Here is a 25,451-nt window from a genome sequence, read left to right on the forward strand (position 1 = left end):
CTTCGTCCGCCCCGAAGGAGCGCGAATGCCCCGATCACCTCGCCGGATCCGCCCCGCTGCCGTGGCCACCGTCGCCGCGGTCCTGCTGGTCCTGCCCGCCACCACCGCCACCGCGAGCACCGCCGCGAACAGCCCTTGGCCAGGCGGTTCCGCCGTCACGAACGTCGACGATTCGGACGTCCTCGGCGGCAACATGAGCGGTTTGTCCTTCCAAGGCGCCGACGTCCTGTGGGCGGTGAAGAACGGCCCCGGCACGCTGTACCGCCTCGTGCGCAACGGCACGACGTGGCGGCCGGACACGGCCAACGGCTGGTCGTCCGGCAAGGCCCTGCGCTACCGCAACGGCAAGGGCGATCCCGACGCCGAGGCCGTCGTGGCCACCCCGGACGGCGTGGTCACGGCCACCGAGCGCGACGGTGACAACAGCAAGAAGAGCGCTCTGAAGGTGCTCCGGTACGACGTCTCCGGGTCGGCCAAGACCCTCACCGCCAAGGCCGAATGGGATCTGACGGCGGACCTGCCGAAGGTCTCGGCCAACGATGGTCTCGAAGCCGTCTCGTGGATCCCGGACAGCGCCCTCACCTCGACGGGTTTCGTGGACGAACGCACGAAGGCGCCGTACAACCCGGCCACCTACCCCGGCCACGGCACCGGCCTCTATCTCGTCGGTCTCGAGAGCAACGGGATGATCTACGCCTACGCCCTCGACCAGGCTGGCGGGAAGTACACGCGCGTCGCGAGTTTCGCGAGCGGCCTCGACTCGATCATGGACCTCGAGTACGAAGCTTCGAAAGGCAAGCTGTGGGCGGTCTGCGACGACAACTGCAGCGGTAACTCGACCACGCTCTCGGTCACCCCGCGGGGCAAGTTCGCCGTGACCGACACATTCAACCGTCCGAGCGCGATGCCGAACTACAACAACGAAGGCTTCGCCCTCTCGCCGACCTGCGAACGCGGGGGCAAGCAGGCGGTCTGGGCCGATGACGGGAACGAAGGGGGCCACGCGCTCCGCGCCGGCAGCCTTTACTGCGGCGGCTGAACGGTTCCTGTTTCCGGCGCGGATCCCCCGGGTCCGCGCCGGAACTCCTGCACCGATTCCAGCCTTTGTCCCGTCCCGCTCCTGAACTAGTTTGTCGGCATGAAATTCGCTTCCCTCGCCATTCTCCCGGCTTTGGTCATCCCGCTATTCCTCCCCTCGACGGCTTTGGCGGGCGACGGCTGGGAATCCATCGGAACCGGGATGACTTCCGGCGCCAGCGGTGTCGCCGTCCTCGACAAGGACGGCGCTCGGATCGACGCACTTGTGTTGCGAGACAGCAAGAAGCCCGGAGAGAACCGGGCGGTCCGCGTGCGTCTCGATCACGGTCGGGTGTCCAAGGTGGACCCGATCGACTGGCCGGGCGAACTCCCCGTCGACCTGGAAGCGGCCGAAGCCGTGCCGGGAGAAGCGGGCGAATTCATCGCACTGGCCAGCGGCGGCAAAGGCTTTCACCTCAAGCTGCACGAACGGCGCTTGAAAGTGCTCGGCACGTTCCAGGTCCCGAAGGGCGACCCGGAAGACAATTACGAGAGTTTCGCGCTGAAGAAGGTGAATGACCGCTTGTTCGCGGTCTGGGCGGATCGGGGCCAGGACGCCCGCCCGGCCACGCTCTACTCGGCGGAGTTCTCGGTCTCGAAGCTGTCCTTCAAGAAGCCGAAGTCGATCCCGTTCCGCGTCGCCCATCCCGCCACCGACGTCCGGCACGCCTCCGACGTCGAGATCACCGCGGACGGCCGCGTCCTGATCTCGGCCGCCTCCGATCCCGGCGACGACGGCCCGTTCGATTCGGCCGTGTACGCGGCGGGTGTGCTCCGTGCCGACGGTTCGATCGCCCTCTCCCCCGTTCCGGCGAAGATCGGTGACTTCCCCGGTCACAAGATCGAGGCCATGACGTGCCTCTCACGCTCGTGCGGCAGTCTGCTCTACGGGACCGACGACGAGGCCGCGGGCGGTAGTCTGCGGATCGCGACCAGGAACGACCCGGAGGACCAGTGATCAGCGAAGACCTGCGCGAGCGGCGCCACAAGATCATCGAAGAGCACATGGACACCGAGGTGACCCAGGAGTTCGACCGCACGCTGGGCACCTTCAACGGCCACCCGCACTACGAGATCATGGCGACCGGGCAGATCTTCGACGGCGACGAGGAGGTCATGGGGTACTACCGCATGACCCGCACGGCGTTCCCGGACCAGCGGCACGAAAACGTCCGTTACCACTTCGCGGACGAGTCGGTCATCGTCGAGTTCGACCTGCTCGGCACCAACCTCGGCGAGTTCTACGGCCGTCCGCCCACCGGCAAGGCATTCCGCGTCCCGATCATCGCGGTGTTCTTCTTCGACGGAGACCGGATCACCAACGAGCGCGTCTACTTCGACGCCGCCAGCCTGATCACCCAGGCAGGGCACGCCGAACTGCTGACCTTGCTGGCGTCGGGTGACGTCTGACCGGCGGCCGGTGATCATCGGCCGATCGGCCGATGTGGACGGCCGGGGCCCGCGGCGAGGCTGACGAAGTCCCGCCGTCGAGCCCTGGAGAACCGCCCATGCCCCGCAACCGGGTCGCGACCGTGCTGCTCGCGATGACGATGGCCGCGCTGGCGACGCCGGCGCTCGCCTCGGCGTCACCCGCACCGTTGGAGTGGAAACTCTGCAAGGACGTCGCCGAGGGCTGGGAGCCCGCGGACGATCAGCGCACCGAATGCGCGATGGTGACCGTCCCGGTCGACTACGCGAAGCCGGACGGCCGGAAGATCGACATCGCGGTTTCGAGGCAGAAGGCGACCGATCCCACCCGGCGGCGAGGTGTCGTCCTGCTGAATCCCGGCGGCCCCGGCCAGTCCGGGATCCACGAGCCGAGGTGGCTCACCGACAGCAAGGCGGCCGGGATCGGCGCCGGCCACGACCTGATCGGGTTCGATCCGCGCGGTGTCCACTACAGCGCCGACATCGCCTGTCCGTCGCTTCCCGGTGACGATGTCGAGCCGCCGTCCTCCTTGCCGGACAAGGAAAAAGCCAGGTTCGTCTTCGAACGCGACGCGAAGGTGAACCAGCGTTGCGTCGCGGGCGATCCCGAGTTCGTCCGCAACCTGACCACCGAGAACGTCGCGCGCGACATGGACCGGATCCGGGAAGCCCTGGGTGAGGCGAAAATCGGCTTCTACGGCGTCTCATGGGGCACCGCGCTCGGCGCCGCTTACCGCACCGGATTCGACTCCCGGGTGGACCGGATGCTGCTGGACTCGGTCATGGCGCCGACCCTCGACGTCGGCGCGATGGACGACGCGATGATCGCGGCGGGCGAAGTCACCGCCAGGGAGTTCGCCGGCTGGATCGCCCGCTACGACGCCGTCTACCACTTCGGGCGCACCCAGCCCGCGGTGCTCGACGCGCTGCTGAAGCTCCGTGACGTCCACGGCGAGACCGTGACGAACTACCTCGCCGGTCCGCGCCGCGACTGGGCGAACTCCGCCAAGGCGCTCGCCGCCCTGCGTGACGGCACCGCGCCCGCGGCCGGACCCGCGGCCGAGCGAGGCGCCGGATTCGGCTGGGACGTGAAACCGAACGGCGCCAACACCTTCCAGCAGACGGCGATCCTCTGCAACGCCTCCGAGGGCCCTCGCGACTTCGAGACGATCTGGCAACGGCGGCTCGACCGGATCCGCGCGTACCCGGCCGTCGCCTCCCCCGGGTTCTGGGACGGCCGGTGCGCGGGCTGGCCGTTGCCGGTCCAGCCGTGGAACTTCGCCGGAGGAACGAGTCCGCTGCAACTCGTCGGGCACGTCTACGAACCGGTGACACCGATCGGCTGGGCACTGGCCATGCGCGAGCGGATCGGCGGCGCCCTGCTCACCATCGAGGACGATCACCACGGTTCGCTGTCCTCGCTCCCCTGTGCGAGCAAGGCCGTCGAGTTCTTCTCCACCGGCACGGCGAGCGACGGGTCCTGCGCCGGAGCGCCGATCCCGCCGCCGTCCGGCCGGTGATCAGCGGATCACCTGGCTTCGGCCAAGGGTGGGATGACACAACAAGCCCCGGTGAAGCATCCGAAGGTGTCCACGCGCGCCTTGTTGGTCCAGTTGTCGAAGCGGTCGATCACGAGGTCGACCTCACTGCCCGCCTTCGCGGTGTCGATCCCGAGGCCGGTGAAGAGCAGGCGGAGGTTTTCGGAGGTTTCGTTCTTCATGGGACTCGCTCCAGGCGTTCAGTGTTTCGTCGGCAGCGAAATCGTCCGTCACCAGGGCCTTCGCATCCAGAGCTATCCGTCATTCCGGCGTCGTGCTTTTCGACTAAGCCGAACGCGTGACGTGGTTCACACCTTCGGGCTCACCCTCGCTCAGCCCTCGATGCGCGAAAGGCCGAACGCGGTGAGGAAGCCCGCGACCGTGATCAGCCCGGTCCACAGATGCGCGTCGTCGAAGGCCTCCGGGATCATCGTGTCGGCGATCATGGCGAGGATCGCGCCGCCCGCGAGTGCGGTGATCACGGCCAGGACGGCGCCGGACGCCCCACCGAGAACGCCGTAGCCGAGCAGTGCCGCCACCCCGCTGATCACGGCGATACCGCTCCAGAGCGTGAAGACGTAGCGCGGACTCCGGCCCGCCCGTTTCATCCCGGCGGCGCTGGACAGTCCTTCCGGGACATTGCTGATGAAGACCGCCGCCACGGTCACGACGCTGACACTCCCGCCGCCGAGCAGGCTGGTGCCGATCACCATCGATTCGGGGACGCCGTCCAGCAGGGCGCCGAGAGCGATGGCCGTGCCGGAGCCCGCCTGCTCCTTCTCGGACGTCTGCTGGTCGCCCGAACGTTTGCGGTGACGGGCGCCCCGCCGGGCGAGCGCGATGTTGGCGAGGGTGTAGATCAGCGAACCGCCCAGAGCGCCGAACGCGGTCGGCAGGAAGCCGCCCTTTTCGTGCGCCTCGGCGATCAGTTCGAACGAGACTGCGGAGATCAGCACACCGCTGCCGAAGGCCATCACGCTCGCCACGGCCTTGCCCGGGATCCGGACCAGGAAACCGACCATCGCCCCGAGCAGCAACGCCGACCCGGCCAGCAGGCCCCAGCCGCCCGCCGCCAGCAAGTCCCCCACGTCCGTCTCCCTTCGTCCGGCGGAAACACGGCGGGCCGGCCGCGAAACGCGGCCGGCCCGGTGTCAAGCCAGGTTCAGGCTCGGATCATGCCACGTCGTACCGGTCGAGGTTCATGACCTTGTCCCACGCCGCCACGAAGTCGCGGACGAACTTCTCCTTGGCGTCGTCGCTGGCGTAGACCTCCGCCACCGCGCGAAGCTCGGAGTTGGAACCGAACACGAGGTCGGCACGGGTACCGGTCCACTTGACCTCGCCGGTCGCGAGGTCGCGGCCTTCGAAGGTCTCCGCGTCACCGGCCGCGGCGGTCCACTGAACGCCCATGTCGAGCAGGTTCGCGAAGAAGTCGTTGGTCAGCGACCCCGGCTTCTCCGTGAGCACGCCGTGCTTCGACTCCTGGGTGTTGGCGCCGAGCACACGCAGGCCGCCGACGAGGACGGTCAGCTCGGGCGCGCTCAGGTCCAGCAGGTTCGCGCGGTCGATGAGCAGGTACTCCGTCGGGAGACGGTGGCCCTTGCCGCGGTGGTTGCGGAAGCCGTCGATGGTCGGCTCCAGCGCGGCGAACGACTCGACGTCGGTCTGCTCCTGCGTCGCGTCGGTGCGGCCGGGGGTGAACGGCACCGTGACGTCGTGACCGCCGTCCTTGGCGGCCTTCTCGACGGCCGCGACGCCGCCGAGCACGATCAGGTCGGCCAGCGAGACCTTCTTGCCGCCGGTCTGGGCGCCGTTGAACGCCTCCTGGACGCCTTCCAGCGTCCGCAGCACCTGGGCCAGCGTCTGCGGGTCGTTGACCTCCCAGTCGCGCTGCGGCTCGAGGCGGATGCGGGCACCGTTGGCGCCACCGCGCTTGTCGCTCGCACGGAAGGTCGAAGCCGACGCCCACGCGGTGGAAACCAGCTGCGAGACCGACAGGCCCGAAGCGAGCAGCTTCTCCTTGAGGGAGGCGATGTCCGCGTCGTCGATCAGCTCGTGGTCGACGGCGGGCACCGGGTCCTGCCAGATCAGCGTCTCCTGCGGCACCAGCGGGCCGAGGTAGCGCTGGATCGGGCCCATGTCGCGGTGGGTCAGCTTGAACCAGGCGCGGGCGAAGGCGTCCGCGAACTGGTCCGGGTTGTCCAGGAAACGACGCGAGATCTGCTCATAGACCGGGTCGACCCGCAGCGACAGGTCGGTGGTGAGCATCGTCGGCGGGCGCGTGAGCTCGCCGGACTCGGGGTCGGGCACGGTGTTCGCGCCGGCGCCGTCCTTCGGCTGCCACTGGTGGGCACCGGCGGGGCTCTTGGTCAGCTCCCACTCGTAGCCGAAGAGGTTCTGGAAGAAGCCGTGGCTCCACTGGGTCGGCGTGGAGGTCCAGGTGGTTTCGAGACCACTGGTGATGGCGTCGCGGCCCTTGCCGCTGCCGAAGGAGTTCTTCCAGCCGAGGCCCTGCTCCTCGATCGAAGCGCCCTCGGGCTCGGCACCGACGTGCTCGTCGGGGTTCGCCGCGCCGTGCGCCTTGCCGAAGGTGTGGCCGCCGGCGATCAGCGCGACGGTCTCCTCGTCGTTCATCGCCATGCGGCGGAAGGTCTCGCGGATGTCGCGGGCCGCGGCCAGCGGGTCCGGGTTGCCGTTCGGGCCTTCCGGGTTCACGTAGATGAGACCCATCTGCACGGCGGCCAGCGGGCCCTCGAGCTCGCGGTCACCGGTGTAGCGCTCGTCGCCGAGCCACGTGCGCTCGGGACCCCAGTACACGTCCTCGTCCGGCTCCCAGACGTCGGCGCGGCCACCGGCGAAGCCGAAGGTCTTGAAGCCCATGGTCTCCAGGGCGCGGTTGCCGGTGAAGATCATCAAGTCGGCCCACGAGATCTTGCGGCCGTACTTCTTCTTGACCGGCCACAGCAGACGGCGGGCCTTGTCCAGGTTGCCGTTGTCCGGCCAGCTGTTGAGCGGGGCGAAGCGCTGCATGCCCGCGCCAGCGCCACCGCGGCCGTCCTCGATGCGGTACGTGCCCGCGCTGTGCCACGCCATGCGGATCATGAGGCCGCCGTAGTGGCCGAAGTCCGCGGGCCACCAATCCTGCGAAGTGGTGAGAACGGCGTCGACGTCCTTGGCGAGTTCGTCGAGGTCGACGGTCTTGAACTCGGCGGCGTAGTCGAACCCGGCGTCCATCGGGTCGGAAGCCGCGGTGTGCTTCCGGAGGATCTTCAGGTTGAGCTGATTCGGCCACCAGTCACGGTTTCCCGCGCCTTCGGTGGGGTGGTTGCGGCGCCCCGCCGAGACGGGGCAGCCGCCCGCGCTCTCTTCGTTCATCTCGCCGACGACGGCGTCCGGGCTGTCAGACACGGGAATCCTTCCGGGAATTCAGAGCTTGCAGGGCTCAGGAACGGGGTTCGATCGCGCGGGTTTCGATAGCACAGTCGGGACACAGGCCCCAGTAGATGACCTCGGCCTCTTCGATCACGAAGCCGTGGTCGTCCGACGCGCTCAAGCAGGGTGCGGGACCGACGGCGCAGTCGACGTCGGCGATGACACCACATGATCGACACACGACGTGGTGGTGGTTGTCCCCGACACGGGACTCATAGCGTGCCACGGATCCGGACGGCTGGATTCGCCGGACGAGACCCGCGGCGGTCAGTGCCCGCAACACGTCGTAAATCGCCTGGTGAGAGACCTCACCGAGCTCCGCCCGCACGACACCGATGATCGAGTCGGTGTCGGCGTGCGGATGGTCGCGTACCGCTGTCAACACGGCCACCCGAGGACGCGTCACGCGCAGGGAGGCCCCGCGCAGCATCCGCTCGAACTCCGGGGTCGTGGGCACGGGCGAAGTCTGGCCCATTTTCTGGAACGAATCAAGTTCGCGGATCCCGGGCGTGTCCGCGCCCCGCCGCCCACTCTCGCAAGTAGTCCTCTAGTTGCGATGGATGCGCGTGCAACTACCGCAACCAGTCCTCTACTCGTCGCGCGCCAGCAGCTCTCGCACCCGCTCCTGCAGCGCCTCCCGCGGGTACGCGTTCACCTGGGCGCCCGCCATCCGCACCGGGTCGCCGAAGAAGAAGTACTCGTACAACGACTCCCGCCCGGCGAAGCTCGAGACCGAAGCGTCGAACGCCAGCTTGAACAGCCGCGCGCGGTCCTTGGCGGGCAGGGTGGCCGACTGCAAGTAGGTGTCGATGTCGGGACGGCCCTCCGCGTCGAAGTCCGATTCACCCGGTAGTGCCATCAGGCCGGACGCCGAGAACTTGCGGATGATCTCGGTCAGCCGCGGCGAGACCTTGGTGGGGTACCAGTTCCGGGCGGCGTTGAGGACTTCCCACTTGGGCAGGAAGACGCCGTCCTCGCTCACCGCGCCGTCGGCCTCGGCCGCGCGCAGCACGGCCTTCTCGATCTCGACGTAGGAGATCAGCTCCGAAAGGTCCTGCTGGATGTGCTGGAATCCGCCGATGCCGATCGCGGCCGCGATCTCACTGGCGAGACCGAGGTAGAACTCGGTCTTGGCCAGTGTGCGGGTGACGACCTGATGGGTCATGAGCGCACCGGCGCCGGTCTCGGCGTACCACGCGTTGCACAGTTCCGGGTGCCCGAGCAGGAAGACCCGGTCGTTCGGGACGAACACGTCGTCGAACACGACGACCGCGTCCATCTCCTCGAACCGGGAGGCGAGCGGCTCGTCGAAGTGCGAGCGGCCGTGGTGGAGCCCGGCGCGGCAGAAGTACTTCAGCCCGGGCGCGTCGTTCGGGACGGCGAAGGCGTAGGAGTACGGGGCGTCCTCGGGGGTGCCGCGCAGGACGGTGGACGGGAACACGAGGAGTTCGTCGGCGATCGGGGCGATGGTGGCGAGCATCCGGGCGCCACGGACGACGATGCCGTCCTCCCGCTCCTCGACCACCTTCGCCGAAAGGTTCCCGCCGCCCTGCTGGCTCCCGGACACCGAACGATTGACCTGCGGCGGGATCAGCGTGTGCGTCGCGAGGAGGTCGTTCTCGCGCGCCATCTCGTAGTACTTCTCGATGCGCTCTCCGAAGACGGGGTCGGCCTGGGAGAAGAACTTCTTCGCGGTCGAAAGCGCGGTGAGCGACGAGTTCATGTAGTCGCCGGTACGGCCGAGGAAACCGTTGGAGTACTGAGCCCACACGGAAAAGGCGGCACGGCGGCGCTTGAGGTCCTCCTCGGTCCGCGGCACCAGGAACGAGGTGCCGACCCGCTCCCCCGTGGTCGGCGACTCGTAGGTGAGGACGTCGCGGTGTGCCGGGTCGTGCTGGAGGTCGAACAGCTTCGCGTAGGTCAGCGCGTTGTTCCGGAACGCGGCGTGTTCGGCGACCTTCGAGGTCACCTTCTCGCCGTCGACGTACAGCTCCGGCGTCATCGCGTTGAGCTTGTCGAGGTACTGCTGTCCGGTGCGGGCTCCCATGTCGTGCTCCTTCTCGGGACGTCGTTGTCAGAACAGGGATTCGTGGCCTTGCGCGGATTCGTGGATGGTCGAAAACCGGCCGTCGACGAAGCCGAGCGCGTCGCCGGAGCGGTAGTCGAACTCCCGCACTTCGCCGAGGAAAAGGGTGTGGTCGCCACCGTCGTAGGCGGCCCACGGCGTGCAGTCGAACCAGCTGAGGACGCCACCGAGCCGTGGCGCGTTCCCGCCTTCGACCCACACCGGCGCGCCTTCGGCACTCGGGCGGCCGGCGAAGTTCATCGCGAGCGCCTCTTGTTCCGCGCCGAGGACGTTGACCGCGAACGGGCGGCCTTCGAGCAGGTCGTGGCTCTTCACAGTGCGCTGGATGGAAACGAGCACGAGCGGCGGATCCATCGAGACGGCGGTGAAGGAGTTCACCGTCAGGCCGTGCCGTTTCGTCGCGGCGTCGAAGGTCACCACCGCGACCCCTGTCGCGAAGCGGCCGAGACAGCCTCGAAAGAACTGCGCGGGAGGCCGATAGAGATTCGACCCCGGCGAAAAACTGGTCTCGCGTGACATCATGGGCAACCCTGCCGATTTCTGTTCTATAATCGAACAGCCAGTTCAACTATCGAAATGGATCGTATACGATGGATTCGGAGTCCCGCAAGGTTTCGAGCTCGTCCCAGACGCTCAGCCGCGGCGTCCGCGTGCTCGAAGTCCTTGCCGACGCCCAGGAAGCGCTCAGCGTCGACCAGATCGCCGAACGGCTCGGCGTGCACCGGTCGATCGCGTACCGGCTCATCCGCACGCTCGAGGATCACGGGCTGCTCACCCGGGAGCCCGCCGGGAAGTACGAACTCGGCGCGCGGCTGGCCGCGCTCGCGGCGGGGATCAAACACGATCTGCAGGCCGCCGCGCTGCCCGAGCTGACCGCGGTCGCGAACGAGCTCGGCATGACGTGTTTCGTGGCGGTGATGGACCGCGAAGAATGCGTGACCCTGGTCAGCGTGGAACCCCGGCACGCCGTCGCGTCGGTCGCGCAGCGCCCGGGGTCCAGGCATCCGTTCACCGCGGGCGCCCCCGGCCGCGCGATCCTTTCCCAGCTGCCGTCGGAGAACTGGACGGACGCGGTACGAGAAGTGGCTGACCGCGGATACGCGGACAGCCACGGTGAAGTGATCGAGAACCTCAGTGCCGTCGCGGTGCCGCTCCCCCTGCGCGGCCACGCGCCCGCGGCGCTCGCGGTCGTCTATCTGTCCAGCACGCGAACCGCCGCCGAGCTCGCGGAGCGGCTCGAGGCGGCGGCGAAAGCCGTCCGTGACGCCCTCGGCGGATGAGCGTCACGGACAGCGGGATCACTTACCGAATCGAAGCGGGCTCACCGCCTGCTCGGCTTCGTGGTCCGGCCCGAGCGGGATCCCCGACCGGTCACGCAGCAGCAACGTGGCGATGAGACCGACCACGGTCATCCCCGCCAGATAGAGGGCCACGGACATCGACGTACCGGTCGCCCCGACCAGCGCGGTGGCGATCGTCGGCGCGAACGCGCCACCGAGGATCGCGCCGAGCGCGTAGGAGATGGAGACACCGGAGAACCGGATCGACGCGGGGAACAGTTCCGCGTAGAACGCGGCCTGCTGGCCGTAGGTGAAGCCGAGACCGATGCTGAGAATGATCAGCCCCAGTGCCAGCAGCACGACGTTCCCGGTGTCCACCAAGGGAAAGAGGACCGCGACGCCGGCGAGTTGCGCGATCCAGCCCATCACGTAGGTACGCCGCCTGCCGATCCGGTCGGAGACCGCGCCCGCCGCCCACGTGGAAAGCAGCCAGGTCGCCGCCGACGCGGTCACCGCCCACAGCACCGGACCGCGGTCGAGTCCGATCGGTCCCTTCGGGTTGGTCGCGTAGTTCTGGATGTAGCCACCGGTGGTCATGTAGCCGACGGCGTTGTTGCCCGCGAACACCAGCGCGGCCACCAGGACGAGCACCGAATGCTTGCGGAACAGCTGGAAGATCGGCGTCCGGGTCCGCTCACGGCGTTCGGCGATCTCCCGGAAGACCGGGCTTTCCTCGACGCGCCGCCGGACGTAGTGACCGACCAGGATCAGCCCGACGCTGAGCAGGAACGGGATCCGCCAGCCCCAGTCGAGGAACGCCTGCCCAGGGACGAGCAGGCTGGTCAGCGCCAGGACACCGGAAGCCAGCAGGAGGCCGAGCGGGACACCGATCTGCGGTGACGCGCCGAAGAGTCCCCGCCGGTTCGGCGGGGCGTGCTCGACGGCCATCAGCACGGCGCCGCCCCATTCACCGCCCGCCGAAACACCCTGCAGGATCCGCAGCAGGATCAGCAGGACCGGCGCGAGGACACCGATCTGATCGAACGTCGGGAGCACGCCGATCAGCGTGGTCGCGGCGCCCATCAGGATCAGGGTGAGCACCAGGACGACGCGGCGGCCGTACTTGTCGCCGAAGTGGCCGGCGAGGAAGGCGCCGAGCGGGCGGAACAGGAAGCTCACGCCCACGGTGGCGAAGGAGACGAGGGTGCTGTTCGCCCCGAGGCCGGAGAAGAACAGCTTTCCGAAGACGAGCCCTGCCGCGGACGCGTAAACGAAGAAGTCGTACCACTCGACGGTGGTGCCGACGACGGTCGCGAACGCGACCCGGCGCCGGTCGGAGGACGGCGAGGCGGTCCGGCCGGATGTGTGCTCATCCTGCGCTGGATTCGACACTTTGGCTCCTTTGACGTAGGCCTGACGCGAGTGGCGGCCCGCTGGATCCCGGGCGAGGCGAAGGCCACTCGGTGACCGCCTTGCCACTGTGGCACGGAATCATATACGTTATTAGATACGAAGCAAGGGTCGAGGAGTTCAGGGAAACATGGACACTTACGAGGCAACGGCGCCATCAGGACGCGGGTCCGGTCCGCTGGGCACCCGGCCGGGCAAGATCATCGCCGTCCATCTCAGCTACGCGTCACGGGCCGAGCAGCGCGGGCGGCGTCCGGCGAACCCGTCGTACTTCTTCAAGCCGTCGAGCTCGCTCGGCACGTCCGGGGGCACGGTCGAACGCCCCGCTGGGACCGAGCTGCTGGCCTTCGAGGGCGAGATCGCCCTGGTCATCGGCACCACGGCCCGCTGGGTCAAACCGGACAAGGCGTGGGACCACGTCGCCGCCGTCACCGCCGCGAACGACTTCGGCCTCTATGACCTGCGCACCGCGGACAAGGGCTCCAACGTCCGGTCCAAGGGCGGCGACGGCTACACCCCGCTCGGCCCCGGCCTCATCGACGCGCGCGACGTCGACCCGTCCTCACTGCGCATCCGCACCTGGGTGAACGGCGACCTCGTGCAGGAGGACACCACCGCCGGGCTGATCTTCCCGTTGCGGCAGTTCGTTTCCGACCTCTCCCAGCACTTCACGCTCGAACCCGGCGACGTCATCCTCACCGGGACCCCCGCCGGGTCCACCGTGGTCTCCCCCGGTGACGTCGTCGTGGTCGAGGTCGACGTTCCCGGCACCTCCGCCAGCAGCGGACGGCTCCACACCACCGTCTCCCAGGGAATCCGGTCCTTTTCGGACATCGGCAGCCTCCCCGAGGTCGACGACAAGCAGCGCGCCGAAGCCTGGGGCACTCCCTCGGACGAACCGCAGCCGGAAGAAGCTCCCGCGCTCAGCGAGGCACTTCGCGCCAAACTGCTGCGCGCGCCGGTGGCCGGACTGTCCGCCCAGCTGCGCAAGCGCGGGCTGAACAACGTCGCGATCGACGGCGTGCGTCCCAACCTGCCGGGCTCGAAGATCGTCGGCACGGCGAGGACCTTGCGTTTCGTCCCGAACCGCGAGGACCTCTTCAAGTCCCATGGCGGCGGCTACAACGCGCAGAAACGCCTCTTCGACTCCGTCGGCGACGGCGAGGTCATCGTCATCGAGGCACGGGGTGACCGGGGTTCCGGGACACTCGGGGACATCCTGGCGCTGCGGGCGCGGTACCTCGGCGCCGCCGGGGTGATCACCGACGGCGGCGTCCGCGACTTCGACGCCGTCGCCGCGACCGGCCTCCCGGTGTTCTCGCAGGGCGCGCATCCGGCGGTCCTCGGCCGCAAACACGTGCCGTGGGACACCGACGTCGCGGTCGCCTGCGGCGGGGCCACCGTGCTGCCCGGCGACATCATCGTCGGCGACGACGACGGGGTGATCGTCATCCCGCCGAATCTCGCCGAAGAGATCGTCGACGCGACGCTCGTCCAGGAGGACGAGGACGCCTGGATCGCGGAGCAGGTCGGCAAGGGCCGCGCGATCGAGGGGCTCTTCCCGCTCAATCCCTTGTGGCGGGAAAGGTATGAGGCATGGCAGAAGAAGCAGTGAAGACGGCCAGCAAGTCCGAACTCGCCTACGAGTGGCTGCGTGAGCGGATCGCCCGGCACGAGTACGGACCCGGCTACCGGCTCGTCCTCGCCGAGATCGCCGGCGCGCTCGACATGAGCGTCGTCCCGGTGCGCGAGGCGATCCGGCGGCTGGAGGCCGAGCGGCTGGTGACCTTCGAGCGCAACGTCGGCGCGCGCGTGGCGATGGTGGACCAGAACGAATACATCCACGCCATGCAGACCCTCGGCGTGGTCGAAGGCGTCGCCACCGCGCTGTCCGCGCCGGGACTGTCCGAAGAGGACATCGCGAAGGCACGCCGGGTGAACGAGCGGATGATCGCCCTGCTCGACCACTTCGACGCGCACGAGTTCACCGCGCTGAACCAGCAGTTCCACTCGCTGCTCTTCGAATGCTGCTCCAACCCGCAGATCCTCGAACTCGTGCACCAGGGCTGGACGCGGCTGTCCGGACTGCGCGACTCGACGTTCGCCTTCGTCCCCGACCGCGCGCACCGGTCGGTCGAAGAGCACGAACAGATCCTCCGGCTGATCTCCGAGAAGGCCGACCCGCTCGACATCGAATTCGCCGCGCGCAATCACCGCTGGGCCACCATGCAGGCCTTTTTGGACGCTCGAGAGCGCGCGAACCGCTGACTGAGGAGGACTTTTGACCACCACGACTCCCCGGCCGATCCCGGACGGTGTCCCGGAGCGGATCCGGCACTACATCGGCGGCGAGCTCGTCGATTCGGCCGACGGCGCCGTCTTCGACGTACTCGACCCGGTGACCAACGAGGTCTACGTGCGGGCCGCCGCGGGCAAGAAGGCCGACATCGACCGCGCCGTCGCCGCCGCGCGGAAGGCGTTCACCGAGGGACCGTGGCCGAAACTGGTTCCGCGCGAACGGTCCCGGGTGCTGAACCGCATCGCCGATCTCGTCGAATCGCGGGACAAGCGGCTGGCCGCGCTGGAGAGTTTCGACTCGGGCCTGCCGATCTCACAGGCGCTGGGCCAGGCCCGCCGGGCCGCGGAGAACTTCCGGTTCTTCGCCGATCTGATCGTCGCACAGGCCGACGACACCTACAAAGTGCCCGGACGCCAGGTCAACTACGTCAACCGCAAGCCGATCGGTGTCGCCGGGCTGATCACGCCGTGGAACACGCCGTTCATGCTGGAGTCGTGGAAACTCGCCCCCGCACTGGCGACCGGGAACACCGTGGTGCTCAAGCCCGCCGAGTTCACCCCGCTTTCCGCGTCGCTGTGGGCGGAGATCTTCGAAGAGGCCGGGCTGCCGCCGGGCGTGTTCAACCTCGTCAACGGTTTCGGCGAGGATGCCGGCGACGCGCTGGTGAAGCATCCGGACGTCCCGCTGATCTCGTTCACCGGCGAGAGCGGCACCGGCAGCCTGATCTTCGGCAACGCGGCGCCGTTCCTCAAAGGACTGTCGATGGAGCTGGGCGGCAAGTCGCCCGCCATCGTCTTCGCCGACGCCGATCTGGAGACCGCGATCGACGCGACGATCTTCGGCGTGTTCTCGCTCAACGGCGAACGCTGCACCGCGGGCAGCCGGATCCTGGTCGAGCGCGCGATCTATGACGAGTTCGTCGAGCGCTACGCCGCGCAGGCCAAGCGCGTGGTCGTGGGCGACCCGAGCGACCCGGCGACCGAGGTCGGCGCGCTCGTGCACCCCGAGCACTACGAAAAGGTCATGAAGTACATCGAGATCGGGAAGACCGAAGGCAGGCTGGTCGCCGGTGGCGGCCGTCCGGACGGCTTCCCGGCCGGGAACTACGTGGCGCCGACGGTGTTCGCCGACGTCAAACCGGACGCCCGGATCTTCCAGGAGGAGATCTTCGGCCCGGTCGTCGCGATCACGCCGTTCGACAGCGAAGAAGAGGCGCTCGAACTCGCGAACAACACGAAGTACGGGCTCGCGGCCTACGTCTGGACCAACGACCTCAAGCGGGCCCACAACTTCGCGCAGTCCGTCGAGGCCGGGATGGTGTGGCTCAACTCGAACAACGTCCGTGACCTGCGCACGCCGTTCGGCGGCGTCAAGGCGTCCGGGCTGGGGCACGAGGGCGGCTACCGCTCGATCGACTTCTACACCGACCAGCAGGCGGTGCACATCAATCTCGGCGAGGTGCACAACCCCGCCTTCGGCAAGCGCTGACCGTTCCCCCGTCCACAAAGGATGCTGTCATGACACCGATCCCCACGCCGTCGTCGCCACCGCCGGACGTCCTGCGCTGCGCGTACATGGAGCTCGTCGTCACCGATCTGGCCCGCTCGCGCGCGTTCTACGCCGACGTCCTCGGCCTGACGGTGACCGAAGAAGACGACACCACGGTCAGCCTCCGCACGATCGACGAGTTCATCCACCACAACCTCGTGCTGCGCCAGGGCCCGGTCGCCGCGGTCGCGGCGTTCTCCTACCGGGTCCGGTCTCCCGAGGATCTGGACAAGGCCGTCGCGTTCTACACGGAGCTGGGCTGCCGCGTCGAACGCCGCGAAGACGGGTACACCAAGGGCATCGGCGACTCGGTGCGCGTGCAGGACCCGCTCGGCTTCCCGATCGAGTTCTTCCACGACGTCCAGCACGTCGAGCGGCTCGGCTGGCGCTACGACCTGCACCTGCCGGGCGCGCTGGTGCGGCTCGACCACTTCAACCAGGTCACCCCGGACGTCCCCCTCGCGGTGAAGCACATGGAAGACCTCAACTTCCGCGTCACCGAGGACATCCAGGACGATCAGGGCGTCACCTACGCGGCCTGGATGCGCCGCAAGCCGACCGTGCACGACACCGCGATGACCGGTGGTGACGGACCGCGGATGCACCACGTCGCGTTCGCCACGCACGAGAAGCACAACATCCTGTCCATTTGCGACAAACTCGGCTCACTGCGGATGTCGGACCACATCGAACGCGGCCCCGGCAGGCACGGCGTCTCGAACGCGTTCTATCTCTACCTGCGCGACCCGGACGGGCACCGCGTCGAGATCTACACGCAGGACTACTACACCGGCGACCCCGACAACCCGGTCGTCACCTGGGACGTGCACGACAACCAGCGCCGCGACTGGTGGGGCACGCCGGTGGTCCCGTCCTGGTACACCGACGCGTCGCTGGTGCTCGACCTCGACGGCAAGCCGCAGCCGGTGGTCGCGAGGACCGAGGAAAGCGAACTGGCGGTCACCATCGGCGCCGACGGCTTCTCCTACACCCGCAAGGGTGACGACGACGGGGAACTGCCTGCCTGGAAACAAGGCGAGTACAAACTCGGCAACCAGCTCTGAGGCGGGAACATGCTCGAACAGGAAACCATCACCGCGATCGCCGACGAACTGGCGGCGGCCGAAGCGGCCCGCGAGACGATTCCGCTGCTGACGGCGCGCTATCCGGACATGACCGTCGAGGACTCCTACGCCGTGCAGAACGAGTGGCGGCGCCGGGGCATCGAAGCGGGTCGCCGTCCGGTCGGCCGCAAGATCGGGCTCACGTCGAAGGTCATGCAGGCCGCCACCGGGATCACCGAACCGGACTACGGCGCCATTTTCGCGGACATGGTGTTCGAGAACGGTTCCGTGATCGAGCACAGCCGGTTCTCGAACGTGCGCATCGAAGTCGAACTGGCCTTCGTGCTCCGTGACTCGCTTTCCGGTCCGGACGCCACGGTGTTCGACGTCCTGCGCGCGACCGAGTACGTCGTACCCGCGCTGGAGATCCTGTCCTCGCGCATCGAAATGGCGGGACGGACCATCGTGGACACGATCAGCGACAACGCGGCCATGGGCGGGATGGTCTACGGCGGCAACCCGGTCGCCGTGGACGCCGTCGACCTCCGCTGGGTCTCGGCGCTGTTGTACCGCAACGAAACCATCGAGGAATCCGGCGTCGCCGCCGCAGTGCTGAACCATCCCGCGAACGGCGTCGCCTGGCTCGCGAACAAACTTGCGCAGCACGGCGACAAACTCGACCCGGGCGACATCGTGCTGGCCGGATCGTTCACCCGGCCGATGTGGGTGCACCCCGGCGACACGGTGACCGCCGACTACCGGGACCTGGGGGCGATCACATGCCGCTTCGTCTAGCGCCCACGTTCCGGGAGCGGCTGGCCGAGGCCACGCGGCCGCAGATCGGCATGTGGGTCACGTCGGGCAGCCCGGTCGTCGCGGAGATCTGCGCGGGCTCCGGGCTCGACTGGCTGCTCGTCGACACCGAGCACTCCCCCGTCGGTTTGGAGACGGTGCAGTCGTTGCTGCAGACGATCGCCGCGTACCCCATCACCCCGATGGTGCGCGCCCCGTCCGGCGACGCTGTCGCGCTGAAACGCCTGCTCGACCTGGGCGCGCAGAACCTGCTCGTGCCCATGGTCGACAGCGCGGACGAGGCGGAGGCCGTCGTCCAGGCGGTCCGGTATCCGCCGCGAGGCATACGCGGTGTCGGCAGTGCTCTCTCCCGCTCCGCACGCTGGAACCGGGTCGAGGGCTATTTGACGAACGCCGACGAGTTCACGTCGCTGTACGTGCAGATCGAGTCGACGACGGGTGTCGCGGCCGCCGCCGAGATCGCCGCTGTCGACGGCGTCGACGGCGTGTTCGTCGGACCGTCCGACCTGGCCGCCTCGATGGGGCTGCTCGGGCAGCAGACGCACGCCGACGTCACGGCGGCCGTCCTGGGCACGTTCGAGTCGGTCCGGGCGCAGGGGAAGCCGGTCGGGGTCAACGCGTTCGATCCCGCGCAGGCGCGGCGCTACCTCGACGCGGGCGCTTCGTTCGTGCTGGCCGGTGCGGATGTTTCCTTGCTGGCGCAGGGTTCGGAGGCGCTGGCGCGGCGGCATTCGGATTGAGCCGGGTTGGTCGTGGGTGGCGTTTCGGGTTGTCGGGGGCGTAGAGGTGCCGTGCTCGGGCCGTCTCTCGGTGTCGGTCTCGGGTCGGGTGTTGCGAAAGCCTCGTTCGCAACGTTGAAGGTTGTGAACGTGGCTTTCGCAACACCGTCGTCCCGGGCGACCCCCACGCCTGACTTCGCGTGTCGCGAAAGCCACTTTCGGGTCATCAGACGTCGCGAAAGTGGCTTTCGCGACACCAGGCATAGCGGCCGCACACAACGCCCGAGTCTGGTCGGGGTGGTCGTGAGTGGCGTTTCGGGTTATTGAGTGAAGGTCAAAGTGGCGTTGTGGCTGAACTCAGGTGAGCGAGGGCGTGACTCGCGTGATTGAAGCCGGATCTCACGTGATCAGAAGCCGAACTCCGTGAACGTCGCCCAAGCACGCGAGATCCGGCTCCAAGCACGCGAGATCCGGCTTCAATCACACGCGATCGCAGTTCGATCACACGTGAACGCCCAACCCGCCCGAACACGACACCTTTGCCTTACCCCTCAAGAGAACCCGAAACGCCACTCACGAAACTCTCGACCCAGCGCTGAGCGAGGGGCTCCGTGATCGCTATCCGCTTTCGGCTTCGAAATCGGCCTTGCGGCGGGCCAGGTAGGCGGGCCAGTCGGCTCGTGCCGCGACCACGTCGGCGATGGACAGTTTGATGACGCCGCAGCCGCTGAGCGAGCAGGCCCGCGGCGCGCTCGCGTCGATGAGGGAAATACCGCCGATCTCATCGCCGTCGTCGATGTAGGTGCAGAGCACCGGGTGAAACGCGCAGTCTTCGTAAATGTCACCTGGCTGAATCTCGCCTGGCTGGTCCTTGATCACGCTGACGATGCTAGGCGAGGTTGCCGGAGCGCCGGGTTCGAACGGTTCTGAAGGTGTGGGCATGCAAAGTGGCACGCCCCCAGCCGCCTCACCCGTCGACAACCAGCTCCCCCACCCGCGGACTCGCCGGAAGCCGAAGCGCCGCAACAACTCCACCCACCGCGACCAGACTGATGAACCCGAACACGACACCGAACGCCACCGTGGGCCAAGACCCGAGACCCGCCAGAACCGCGCCGGTCACCGCGACCCCGGCGACCGCGCCCACCTGCCTCACCGTGTTGAACAGACCCGAGGCACCGCCCGCCGCACCCGGTGTCACGGACGCCATCGCGATGGCGGACAGCGGCGACCAAGCCATCGCGTTGGCGGCACCCAAAAGCGCCGCGCCGGCCGTGATCCACCAAGGGTTCAGTTCCAGGACGACCACGAGCCCGATGAGCAGCAGGCTCACCAGGAGCAGGCTCATGCCGAGGATCGCCGGCCGACGTCCTCCCACCCGGTCGACCCAGCGGCCGGCCGGTGGAGACAACAGGATCGCGACGACGGCGTCCGGCGCCAGGACCATGGCCGCTTCGATCGGTCCGAAACCGCGCGCCTCTTGGATGTAGAGCATGGTGGGCAACGCCATCGCGAGGACCGTCGCGCCGAGGGACGCCATCGCGAGGCTCGCCGACAGGTATCCGGATGAGCGGTAGAGCCACAGTGGCGCGAGCGCGTCGGCTCCTTCGCCGCGTTCCCGGAAATAGAAACCGATGAGCAGGGCAACGGCGAGGACGGTCGCGGGCAGCGAAAGGGAGTTCCAGGACAGCAGCGCCCACACGAGAAGGCTCAGACCTGCTGTGCTCAGCACGGCACCGACGAGGTCGAAACGCGCGACGCCGCCGCGGCTACCCGGAATCAGGCGAATCCCCATGACGACGGCGATGCCGCAGAGGGGCACGTTGACCCAGAAGATCCAGCGCCAATCGAGGCTCGCCGTCAGCAATCCGCCCAGAATGGGGCCGAGCAAGGTGGCGGCGGCCGCGACCGAGCCCCAGATGCCGAAGGCGCGGCCTCGCTCGTCTTCGGCGAAGAGCCGTCGGATCAGTGTGAGCGGCTGCGGGGACATCGCGGCCGCGGCCAGGCCTTGCAGGATCCTGAAGGCGATGAGCCATCCGATCGAGGTCGCGAGCCCGCACAGCGCCGAGGTGACGGCGAAGCCTGCCATGCCGAACAGGTAGACCCGCTTCGGATCGAAGAGGTCACCGAGTCGCCCGGCGACCAGCAACGGAACCGAAAAGGCGAGCAGGTAACCCGCGGTCACCCAGAAAAGCGCGGCGACGTCCCCGCCGAGGTCGGCCTGGATGCTCGGGCTCGCCACGGCGACGATCGTCGTGTCGAGCAGGAGCACGAAGAATCCTGCGAGCAGGGCGACGAGGCCACCCCATTTGGAAGAAGTCACCACCGCTGCCCCAGTACGCGCACGCCAATCACGATAGAGGCACAGACCCCGTCCGTCGTAACAAGGCCAGTCCGCCCCGCGAGTTGTAAGCCGACGGTTTCGGCGAGCGGCGAGGGAGACGATCTTGAACCGGGCGGGTGCTGTGTGGTTCTGGTCTTTGCTCGGCGCCCTCATCGCCGCTGCCCTCGGCACCGCGATCAATTTCGCGACCGACCTCAAGACCAGTTTCCTGGCCTGGGGTTTCGTCGTCGCGTTCACCCTCGCGACCGGGATAGTCAGCGGTATCTCCCAGGTCATGACCCGCCGCGACGGCAGTGGCTCGAAAGCCTCGACCACGACGAACGTCTACAACGTCCAGCATTCACAGGTCAACGTCTGGCTGGTGTTCCTGATCCTGGGCGTCTCGGGTTCCCTGCTGGCGGCCATTTTCGTGGGCGTCCACTTCGCGGGTTCCATCCAGACCGCCGGAACCCCGCTTCCCGCCGCGATCGAACCGCGCCCGGCGCCCCCGCCCTCGTCGACGACCACCACGCTTCCCGTCCCCACCACGACTTCCACCGTGCCCCGGCCCGTCGTGAACGAAGACATCACCGAGTTCGTCACCGGCTACTACCGCTTGATGCCGGACACCCGGGCGGGCTGGCCGCTCATCGGACCGAACCTCCAGCGCCGCGGCCTGACCGATTACGAGGCTCATTGGGGCAGGATCAGCGCTGTGGACGTCCACAGCGCGTCGGCCACTTCCGCGACGACTGTCCGGGTCCGCGTCACGCTGCACTACCGCGACGGCCGCGCCTCTCTCGAAACCCACGAACTGACGGTCGTTCCCTGCGACGGCCACCTCTGCATCGACGCCGACACCCTTGTCCGCGGGAAATAGCGATCGCGGTTAGGGTCCTGCCCATGACCGCTCTCCCGCGCGGCGGCCGTCCCGCCGAGGCCTTGATTGCCGTAGAGGCGAGCATCGAGGATCGCTGGCGGCTGCTCCTCGCCGAATACGGCGTCGCCGCCAGGACGAAAGAGGAAACCGACCTCGCCGAAATGGTCGTCGCCGACACTTCCGCGTTCGAATGGCGGGTGGTGGACGCGGCCCTCAACCGGCTGTCGTGCGCCGAATGCGGCGACGAGCTCGGCGCGGGTCCCATGAACTGCGGAAACTGCGCCCAGGCCGACGGTTTCCGGTTCGCGGCCATCGAAACCGACAAGCCCGCGACACCGCCGGGTACCGAGCACGGGCTTCGCGTCGCCACCGCCGTCGCCCGCGCCCGGCATCGCTATGGAGTCCGGGCCCGCTGTGGTTTCGAACTCGGCCTTCCGGGGCTCCTCGAGGGTGAACTGCCCGGCACACCCCAAGCGCAGGCGTGCCGGGCGGCGATCAACAAGCTCACCGAAGAGGAGTGCGAACGCGTGACGTCCTTCGAAGAGGTCGTCGGGCTCAGTAGTCGTCGCGTCCGGTGAACTGCTGCTCCAGCAGCTCCGCCGAGCCCGCGACGAGTTCGAGCGGGTCGGTGAACTCGTTGATGTCGAGGTTCACCAGCGGCAGGGAATGGCGCAGCACCAGGTGTTCGCCCATGATCACCAGTCCTCCGACGACGATCGTGTTGCCGATCTCGGTCAGCACGGTCGCCAGATCGACCTCGTCGAGCCGCGCGAACGGCGTCGCGATCTGCACCCAGTCCTCGCGGCGGTCGAAGATCTCCCGCGCGATGACGACCGTTTGAGCGCGCTCTTCGTAATCGTCGTCGCCGTAAGACAACCGGATGCGAATTTCGTCCGGTTCGTCCTTTACCACCCGGTATTCGTGCCGTACGAACGCGACCAGATCGGCCCATTCCGCCATGAATTCAGTCTCCCTCGCAGTCGAAGATCAAGACTAGCGACAACGGGAGTGACGGAACCGGCTTCAGCCCGACATCACCCGGACAGCTGCGGACCGTGCGTGTTCCAGTGCCGAAAACGTAGCCCCGTGGAGTGAAGCGAGCGTGCCGAGCGTCCCGTATTCGAGACGGGTGGGACTCGGCGGGAGCGCGGCCCGCACCGGTTCCAGGAGTGCCGGATGGCAGCCGACCGGACCGCCGAGCACCACGAGTTCCGGATCGACGACGGCGTTGATCGACATGATCGCCCGCGCGACGGCACGTCCGATCGTCTCGGTGTCGCCCTCGTCCAGCATCCGCAAGGCCGCCGCGACATCGTTCGATCGCGCGCCCGCACCACCGATTCCGGCGGCGAGCTCGGCGGCGAGCGTGCCCGGACCGGCGCCGGGCAGATACCCGATCTCACCCGCCAGTCCGTGCGCGCCGCGGACCAGCCTGTCGCCGATGTACAACCCGACGCCGAGACCCGCGCCCACGTAGACATAAGCGAAACTCGACACCCCGGCGGCGCCACCGGCGCGTTGTTCGGCGAGCGCGGCGAGGTTGACGTCGTTGTCCACCAAGACCGGCGCCGTCACGAGGCCGGCGAGGATGTCCGCGGGGCTCAGGAGACCTTCGGGGAACGGCGAAGCCGGGACGGCGATGACGTCGTGCGTCTCGGGGTCGACCGGGTTGGCCATCGAGACGGCGACCGCGCGCAGAACCCCTTCCCTCGCTTCGGCCACCGCGTCGGCCGCGACCGAACGCAGGGCGGCGGCCACCGCCTCGACATCGCCCACGACACCGGCCGGGCGTTCGTGTTCGCGCAGCACCGCACCGGCGAGGTCGGCCGACCACGCCCGCACCCCGGACTTGCCGACCTCGATGGCGAGCACCCAGCCCGCCGACGGTCCCAGCTCGTAGAAGGTGCCGACCCGCCCCCGCCGCCCGGTCTCCTGCGCCCCGGTCGCTTCCAGCAGACCGCTTTCGGTCAGCCTGCGTACGGCTTCGGAGACCGTCGGCTTCGACAGCCCGGTCGTCGCGGCGAGCTCGGCCCTCGTGACCCTGCCCCGCGTCACGACCTCCTCCAGCAGACGGCGGTCGGTGGCCTCACGCAGGACGGCTTGCGGCAACGGCACCCTTGCGCTCCCCTCTTTCGCCGGTTTACCTTGACAGGACGGTTCTAGTTAGGTGACCTTACCAAATCACCGGAGGTCCAGCGATGACCCTGACCACCGAACTCCCCGCGAACGTCCCCGCCGCCATCCGTGAAACCAAAGCCCGGCTCCGCGCCCGTGTCGGAGACGTCGCGGCCGCGTTCACCAGGGCCGAGGACCTGATGCGTGCCGAAGTCGCCGAGATCGTCGCCCTCCGCGAGGGCGGCGAGGAGATCTGGCCGGTCATCCGGTTCGAGGACGTCGCAGGCGGCACCGTGCCGGCAGACCTGGTCGCCGCCGTTCGCCGGCGCGGCTGCGCGGTCATCAAGAACACCTTCCCCCGCGAGCGGGCCGAGGCCTGGGACCGCGAACTGGCGGACTACCTGGAGCGCAACGACTTCGAGAAGGCGTATCGCCGTTTCGACGACGGCGTGTTCGGGGGTCTCGCCGCGGGCAAGCCCGCGATCTTCCCGATCTACTGGTCCCGGCCGCAGATCGAGGCGCGCGCGGACGCCAACATGGTCGCGGTCCGCGGTTTCCTCAACGGCTTCTGGAAGCACGAATCCGAGGGCCGGGTATGGTTCGACCCCACTCGCGACACCGCCTATCCCGATCGCGTCCGCCGTCGTGCTCCCGGCACGAGCTCCAGCGGCCTGTCACCGCACACCGATTCCGGCTCGGTCGAACGCTGGCTGCTTCCCGCCTACCAGAAGGTGTTCCGCCACGTCTTCGACGGCGACGTCGAGGCGTACGACCCGTGGGACGGCGCCTACCGGACCGAGGTACACGAGTTCACCTCCACCGTGATGTGCTCGGCGTTCCGCACCTTCCAGGGCTGGACGGCGTTGTCCGACATGCGGCCCACCGAGGGTGTCCTGCACGTCGTCCCGATCCCGTCCGCGATGGTCTATCTGCTGCTGCGTGCCTTGCAGGACGATGTCGCCGACGACGACCTCTGCGGCTCGGCGAACGGGGAAGCCCTGCCGGTGAACGAACGCTGGCACGCGCCGTTGCTGCCCGCGCTCACGCCGATCCCGGAGGTGGCGCCCGGTGACACCGTCTGGTGGCACGGGGACGTGATCCATTCCGTCGCCGGAGTCGAAGACCAGCAGGGCTGGGGCAACGTCATGTACATCCCCGCGAGCCCGTATTGCGAGAAGAACGCCGCGTACGCCGCGCGATGCGAAGAAGCGTTCCGCACCGGTGCGAGCCCTGGCGACTTCGCGCCCGAGAACTACGAAACCGGCTGGGCCTGAAACCTCGTGAGTGGTTAGGACGGTCATTGAGGGGAAGATCAAACATGGCGTGTTCCTGAGCGGGGCCGGTGACGGGATGAAGGTGTCCTTCGCCGCGTCTGATGTCGAGTGGCCCTGTCGCGAAAGCCACTTTCGGGACATCAGACGTCTCGAAAGTGGCTTTCG

General features: G+C 68.2%; 25 protein-coding genes. 14 read left to right on the forward strand and 11 right to left on the reverse strand.

The window, feature by feature from the left end; translation table 11 throughout:
* Positions 1 to 25 precede the first annotated feature (25 nt).
* The 4 genes from ACZ5IK_RS41275 (at position 26) to ACZ5IK_RS41290 (ending at position 4,025) form a co-directional block, all read left to right on the forward strand.
* Entirely contained in the window at positions 26 to 1,039 is a 1,014-nt protein-coding gene (locus tag ACZ5IK_RS41275) for an SdiA-regulated/phytase-like domain-containing protein (RefSeq protein WP_465492684.1), read from the forward strand.
* Positions 1,040 to 1,138: 99 nt separating this feature from the next.
* Positions 1,139 to 2,035, forward strand: a complete 897-nt coding sequence (locus ACZ5IK_RS41280; RefSeq protein ID WP_465492685.1) for a hypothetical protein — start codon at positions 1,139 to 1,141, stop codon at positions 2,033 to 2,035.
* Complete coding sequence (locus tag ACZ5IK_RS41285; protein ID WP_101608195.1) at positions 2,032 to 2,487, forward strand: ester cyclase; 456 nt, start codon at positions 2,032 to 2,034, stop codon at positions 2,485 to 2,487. The genes ACZ5IK_RS41280 and ACZ5IK_RS41285 overlap by 4 nt, the downstream gene beginning before the upstream one ends.
* Before the next feature lie 98 nt (positions 2,488 to 2,585).
* On the forward strand, positions 2,586 to 4,025 hold the full coding sequence (locus ACZ5IK_RS41290) for an alpha/beta fold hydrolase (RefSeq protein ID WP_465492686.1): 1,440 nt from the start codon (positions 2,586 to 2,588) through the stop codon (positions 4,023 to 4,025).
* Positions 4,026 to 4,033: 8 nt separating this feature from the next.
* Here ACZ5IK_RS41290 and ACZ5IK_RS41295 read toward each other — a convergent pair whose 3' ends face one another.
* From ACZ5IK_RS41295 to ACZ5IK_RS41320, 6 genes are all read right to left on the reverse strand, one after another.
* A complete protein-coding gene (locus ACZ5IK_RS41295; RefSeq protein ID WP_465492687.1) occupies positions 4,034 to 4,225 on the reverse strand; it encodes a hypothetical protein in 192 nt (63 codons plus the stop codon).
* A gap of 150 nt (positions 4,226 to 4,375) precedes the next feature.
* Positions 4,376 to 5,131, reverse strand: a complete 756-nt coding sequence (locus tag ACZ5IK_RS41300) for a ZIP family metal transporter (RefSeq protein WP_465492688.1) — start codon at positions 5,129 to 5,131, stop codon at positions 4,376 to 4,378.
* Positions 5,132 to 5,216: 85 nt separating this feature from the next.
* Positions 5,217 to 7,451 (reverse strand): catalase/peroxidase HPI, encoded by a 2,235-nt coding sequence (katG, locus tag ACZ5IK_RS41305; protein WP_465492689.1) that lies wholly within the window; start codon positions 7,449 to 7,451, stop codon positions 5,217 to 5,219.
* A gap of 34 nt (positions 7,452 to 7,485) precedes the next feature.
* On the reverse strand, positions 7,486 to 7,932 hold the full coding sequence (locus ACZ5IK_RS41310) for a Fur family transcriptional regulator (RefSeq protein ID WP_101608200.1): 447 nt from the start codon (positions 7,930 to 7,932) through the stop codon (positions 7,486 to 7,488).
* Positions 7,933 to 8,064: 132 nt separating this feature from the next.
* Complete coding sequence (gene hpaB / locus ACZ5IK_RS41315; RefSeq protein ID WP_465492690.1) at positions 8,065 to 9,522, reverse strand: 4-hydroxyphenylacetate 3-monooxygenase, oxygenase component; 1,458 nt, start codon at positions 9,520 to 9,522, stop codon at positions 8,065 to 8,067.
* Between the two features lie 27 nt (positions 9,523 to 9,549).
* On the reverse strand, positions 9,550 to 10,083 hold the full coding sequence (locus ACZ5IK_RS41320) for a flavin reductase family protein (protein WP_465492691.1): 534 nt from the start codon (positions 10,081 to 10,083) through the stop codon (positions 9,550 to 9,552).
* 68 nt (positions 10,084 to 10,151) lie between these two features.
* Between ACZ5IK_RS41320 and ACZ5IK_RS41325 the strand changes: the two genes are divergently transcribed.
* On the forward strand, positions 10,152 to 10,841 hold the full coding sequence (locus ACZ5IK_RS41325; protein WP_465492692.1) for an IclR family transcriptional regulator: 690 nt from the start codon (positions 10,152 to 10,154) through the stop codon (positions 10,839 to 10,841).
* Positions 10,842 to 10,859: 18 nt separating this feature from the next.
* Here the strand turns inward: ACZ5IK_RS41325 and ACZ5IK_RS41330 are convergent, their stop codons facing one another.
* Positions 10,860 to 12,233, reverse strand: coding sequence for an MFS transporter (locus ACZ5IK_RS41330; protein WP_465492693.1), 1,374 nt, complete (start codon positions 12,231 to 12,233; stop codon positions 10,860 to 10,862).
* Between the two features lie 148 nt (positions 12,234 to 12,381).
* On the opposite strand from ACZ5IK_RS41330, the gene ACZ5IK_RS41335 reads away from it, so the two are divergent.
* From ACZ5IK_RS41335 to ACZ5IK_RS41360, 6 genes are read left to right on the forward strand one after another with little or no spacing between them, the layout of a single operon-like run.
* Positions 12,382 to 13,866, forward strand: coding sequence for a fumarylacetoacetate hydrolase family protein (locus ACZ5IK_RS41335; protein ID WP_465492694.1), 1,485 nt, complete (start codon positions 12,382 to 12,384; stop codon positions 13,864 to 13,866).
* Positions 13,848 to 14,519, forward strand: a complete 672-nt coding sequence (locus ACZ5IK_RS41340) for a GntR family transcriptional regulator (RefSeq protein WP_465492695.1) — start codon at positions 13,848 to 13,850, stop codon at positions 14,517 to 14,519. The genes ACZ5IK_RS41335 and ACZ5IK_RS41340 overlap by 19 nt, the downstream gene beginning before the upstream one ends.
* 13 nt (positions 14,520 to 14,532) lie before the next feature.
* A complete protein-coding gene (gene hpaE / locus ACZ5IK_RS41345; RefSeq protein WP_465492696.1) occupies positions 14,533 to 16,038 on the forward strand; it encodes a 5-carboxymethyl-2-hydroxymuconate semialdehyde dehydrogenase in 1,506 nt (501 codons plus the stop codon).
* Between the two features lie 29 nt (positions 16,039 to 16,067).
* A complete protein-coding gene (gene hpaD / locus ACZ5IK_RS41350; RefSeq protein WP_465492697.1) occupies positions 16,068 to 17,162 on the forward strand; it encodes a 3,4-dihydroxyphenylacetate 2,3-dioxygenase in 1,095 nt (364 codons plus the stop codon).
* Positions 17,163 to 17,171: 9 nt separating this feature from the next.
* On the forward strand, positions 17,172 to 17,957 hold the full coding sequence (gene hpaH / locus ACZ5IK_RS41355) for a 2-oxo-hept-4-ene-1,7-dioate hydratase (RefSeq protein ID WP_101608214.1): 786 nt from the start codon (positions 17,172 to 17,174) through the stop codon (positions 17,955 to 17,957).
* Positions 17,942 to 18,715 (forward strand): HpcH/HpaI aldolase family protein, encoded by a 774-nt coding sequence (locus tag ACZ5IK_RS41360; protein WP_465492698.1) that lies wholly within the window; start codon positions 17,942 to 17,944, stop codon positions 18,713 to 18,715. The genes hpaH and ACZ5IK_RS41360 overlap by 16 nt, the downstream gene beginning before the upstream one ends.
* 597 nt (positions 18,716 to 19,312) lie before the next feature.
* Here ACZ5IK_RS41360 and ACZ5IK_RS41365 read toward each other — a convergent pair.
* Together ACZ5IK_RS41365 and ACZ5IK_RS41370 are read right to left on the reverse strand one after the other, a co-directional pair.
* Complete coding sequence (locus tag ACZ5IK_RS41365; RefSeq protein WP_465492699.1) at positions 19,313 to 19,573, reverse strand: hypothetical protein; 261 nt, start codon at positions 19,571 to 19,573, stop codon at positions 19,313 to 19,315.
* A gap of 88 nt (positions 19,574 to 19,661) precedes the next feature.
* Complete coding sequence (locus ACZ5IK_RS41370) at positions 19,662 to 21,017, reverse strand: MFS transporter (RefSeq protein WP_465492700.1); 1,356 nt, start codon at positions 21,015 to 21,017, stop codon at positions 19,662 to 19,664.
* Positions 21,018 to 21,141: 124 nt separating this feature from the next.
* Between ACZ5IK_RS41370 and ACZ5IK_RS41375 the strand changes: the two genes are divergently transcribed.
* Together ACZ5IK_RS41375 and ACZ5IK_RS41380 are read left to right on the forward strand one after the other, a co-directional pair.
* Positions 21,142 to 21,897: a serine/threonine protein kinase gene (locus ACZ5IK_RS41375; protein ID WP_465492701.1), complete on the forward strand. Its 756-nt coding sequence runs from the start codon at positions 21,142 to 21,144 to the stop codon at positions 21,895 to 21,897.
* A 23-nt stretch (positions 21,898 to 21,920) separates the two neighbouring features.
* On the forward strand, positions 21,921 to 22,475 hold the full coding sequence (locus ACZ5IK_RS41380; protein WP_465492702.1) for a hypothetical protein: 555 nt from the start codon (positions 21,921 to 21,923) through the stop codon (positions 22,473 to 22,475).
* On the opposite strand, the gene ACZ5IK_RS41385 is transcribed toward ACZ5IK_RS41380, so the two are convergent.
* Both ACZ5IK_RS41385 and ACZ5IK_RS41390 read right to left on the reverse strand, forming a co-directional pair.
* The gene (locus tag ACZ5IK_RS41385) at positions 22,453 to 22,857 is read right to left on the reverse strand and encodes a hypothetical protein (RefSeq protein WP_410600969.1); all 405 of its coding nucleotides are present in this window, start codon (positions 22,855 to 22,857) and stop codon (positions 22,453 to 22,455) included. The two genes, ACZ5IK_RS41380 and ACZ5IK_RS41385, sit on opposite strands and share 23 nt — an antisense overlap.
* Positions 22,858 to 22,920: 63 nt before the next feature.
* Positions 22,921 to 24,012, reverse strand: a complete 1,092-nt coding sequence (locus tag ACZ5IK_RS41390) for an ROK family transcriptional regulator (RefSeq protein ID WP_465492703.1) — start codon at positions 24,010 to 24,012, stop codon at positions 22,921 to 22,923.
* 83 nt (positions 24,013 to 24,095) lie between these two features.
* Between ACZ5IK_RS41390 and ACZ5IK_RS41395 the strand changes: the two genes are divergently transcribed.
* On the forward strand, positions 24,096 to 25,286 hold the full coding sequence (locus tag ACZ5IK_RS41395; protein ID WP_465492704.1) for a YbiU family protein: 1,191 nt from the start codon (positions 24,096 to 24,098) through the stop codon (positions 25,284 to 25,286).
* Positions 25,287 to 25,451: the final 165 nt, after the last annotated feature.

It is taken from the genome of Amycolatopsis sp. NPDC031561 (assembly GCF_055580625.1).